Below are 3,033 nucleotides of genomic sequence, written 5' to 3'. Positions count from 1 at the left end.
GTGCCAGGCTGCCCAGCGACTGCTCCAGTTGATAGTGCATCCGCTGCAGCTGCGCGGGATCCGCCTGCGCGGCCTCGGAGCTGAGGTCGACGTGCGCCACCCCTCCGGACGTCGTCACGGACGGCACGGCCAGCTGCGTCCCTTTGGGGAAGGCCGTCGTGACGGCCCCGTTCAGCCAGGGAGCGGGCCCGGCGAGCAGCGAGCTCGCCACCCGGGTCGCGGCCGAGGCGACGCGGGCCGGGAACCAGCGTGCGTCCGGCACCAGGTAGCCGTATCCGGCGCTGAAGAAGTACAGCGTCTGCTGGGTGTAGACCGCACGGAAGGTCGGATCGTCGATGACCACGCCGTCGGGGGCGACCGAGATGCGCCACTCCCCGTTCTCCTTCACCAGCTGGTAGTTCAGGCCGACCGGCGCGGTGCTCGCCACCGGATGGTAGGCGCCGATGGAGTCGAGGTTCGCGACGGGCGTCACGTCCACCTGCCAGAGCGACCCGTGGTCCTGATAGCTGCGGTTGCGTCCGTCGTCGACGGTCACCGACTCGTCGGGGTTCCAGCTGGCTGCCATGGCATGGGTCAGGTACTCGCGAGCGATCTGGAAGTTGTTCTTGGGGCTGGATGCGGCGTCGATGAAGCCCTGCACGATCCGCTGCTGCGTCGCGCCCTTCTCCGGCCGCGAGGGATTGAAGTCGAGGTCGAGCGGGTCGTTGACCTGGGCGACGGGTCCTCCCTGGCGCACCGGGCCGGAGTCCGGGATGCTGGCGCACGCGGCGAGCGCGACCAGCGCAAGACCGGCCAGGGCGGCCAGCACCGCCCGGGTGCCCGCCGACCTCCTGCCCGGCGCGCTGCGCGATCCTCTCAGGCCGATCATGCGTGCGCCTCGCTCCCGGTGGCGGCGTCGCTGCCCTGCGCAACGCCGGCGCTGTCCTCCGCCGGCGCAAGCGGGAGCGGGGATGCCGTGATCTCGCGCCCCGACACGCGCGGAAGTGTCAGGCGGAAGCAGGATCCCGCGCCGGGCGACGACCAGACCTGCAGCCAGCCGGAGTGCAGGGTCGCGTCCTCCAGCGAGATGGCGAGCCCGAGTCCCGTGCCGCCGAGCGTCCGCTTGCGCGACGGGTCGGCCCTCCAGAACCGGTCGAAGACGTGACCGGTGTCCTGAGCGCTCATCCCGATCCCGAAGTCCCGCACGGTCAGGGCGACCGCGCTCTCGTTGCTGTCGACGGTGACGACCACGGGCCGCCCCTCGCCGTGCTCGATGGCGTTGCCGAGAAGGTTGCGGACGACACGGCGGATGCGGCGCGGGTCCATGGGCACGTCGAAATAGCCGCCGGGCGCGTCGAGGACGAGCTCCGAGCCGTTCTGCTCGGCGACCGTCCGCAGCTCGTCCACGCACTCCTCGGCGAGACGGACGAGATTCGTGGGCTCCGCGTCGAGCACCACGGAGCCGGCGTCGTAGCGGCTGATCTCGAGCAGGTCGGAGAGCAGGCGGTCGAAGCGCTCGATCTGGGTGTGCAGCAGCTCGGCGGTGCGCGCGGTGGCCGGCGGGAACCCCTCGCGCTGGTCGTAGATGACGTCGCCCGCCAGGCGGATCGTGGTCAAGGGGGTCCGCAGCTCGTGCGAGACGTCCGAGACGAAGCGCTGCTGCAGTTGCGACAGGGTCGCGAGCTGGTTGATCTGGCTCTGCAGGCTGTCGGCCATCCCGTTGAAGGAGCGCGCCAGCGAGGCGAACACGTCCTCGCCCCGCTCCGGGATGCGCACCGCCAGATCGCCGGCGGCCAGTCGCTCACTGGTGCTCGCGGCCACACGGATGGGCTCGACGACGAACCGGACGATGACCCAGGTGATCGCACCGATCAGGAGGACGAGCGCCAGGCCGGCGACGAGCAGCGTGTTCTGCACGAAGAGCAGGGTGTTCTCGGAGTCGCGCAGGTTGTAGCCGATGTACAGCTCGTACTTGCCGTAGGACGGCAACGTCAGCTGGGAGCCGACGACGATTCCGGGATCGGTTCCTCCGCCCGCCGGAAGCGCGACCGACTGGTAGTACTGCTTCATCCCTCCGTTCTGCACCTTCCCGCGGAGATCGGGCGAGATGACGGAGTTCATCGCGGGGCTGCCGCGGTCCGGAGGGGCGAGGACGCCGGTGTCCTGCCCCGGGACGCGGTAGGCGGCGACCAGACGGCTGGAGGTGGATGCCTGCACGCTCTGCAGGACCGTGTTGAGCAGGTTCTTGCCCGCGTCGCCGGAGGAGACGTCCGAGGCGTTCAGCGTCGACTGCGCCGTGGTCGTCGCGCGGCTGGAGTCGCGCAGTGCCTGGTCGAGGCGCGACTGGTAGAGGTCGTTGCTGATGCTGAGCGCCATGTAGATGCCGGTGACGAGGATGGCGGCACCCGTGAGCAGGAGGGTGATGGCAACGGTGCGGATCTGAAGCGACGTGCGCCACAGATATGCGAGGCGGGACGGCACCCGCCGCCACGCATCCCGCGTCGGCCACCGGAAGCGCATGCGACTCTCCGGGAGCTCACGCGGCGGCGCCGGCGCGGTAGCCGACCCCGCGCACGGTCATGACGATCTTAGGATTGTCCGGGTCCTGCTCCACCTTGGCGCGCAGCCGCTGGACGTGCACGTTCACCAGGCGCGTGTCCGCCTTGTAGTGGTAGCCCCAGACCTGCTCCAGCAGCATCTCCCGGGTGAAGACCTGTTGAGGCTTGGACGCGAGCGCCAGCAGGAGGTCGAACTCCAGCGGGGTCAGCGCGATGCGGGCGTCGCCGCGGCGCACCTCGTGGCCCGCCACGTCGACGATGAGGTCGCCGACGGTGAGCTCGTCGGAGGGCGGGCTCGCCGGGGCCGGACGCAGCCGGGTGCGGATGCGGGCGACCAGCTCCTTCGGGTTGAACGGCTTGACCATGTAGTCGTCCGCGCCCGATTCCAGGCCCTTGACCACGTCGGCGGTGTCCGACTTCGCGGTCAGCATTATGATCGGCGTGCCGGATTCGGCCCGGATACGGTCGCAGACCTCGATCCCGTCCAGGCCCGGGA

The 3,033-nt window shown here is 70.3% G+C and carries 3 protein-coding genes; all 3 read right to left on the bottom strand.

All coding sequences use genetic code 11. From position 1 onward, the window contains the following. Window positions 1-868, bottom strand: an 868-nt coding sequence (locus ACPYOG_RS18965; RefSeq protein ID WP_481295693.1) for an LpqB family beta-propeller domain-containing protein, incomplete at its 3' end; no start/stop codon positions are given. Next, on the bottom strand, window positions 865-2,499 hold the full coding sequence (gene mtrB / locus ACPYOG_RS18960; protein ID WP_481295692.1) for an MtrAB system histidine kinase MtrB: 1,635 nt from the start codon (window positions 2,497-2,499) through the stop codon (window positions 865-867). The genes ACPYOG_RS18965 and mtrB, both read right to left, overlap by 4 nt. Window positions 2,500-2,515: 16 nt before the next feature. Beyond that, window positions 2,516-3,033, bottom strand: a 518-nt coding sequence (locus ACPYOG_RS18955) for a winged helix-turn-helix domain-containing protein (RefSeq protein WP_481295691.1), incomplete at its 5' end; no start/stop codon positions are given.

Source organism: Leifsonia sp. HAY1-4F (assembly GCF_056755275.1).
The sequence above is the reverse complement of the archived record's forward strand: the minus strand, read 5'-3'. Positions and strand labels throughout refer to the sequence as shown.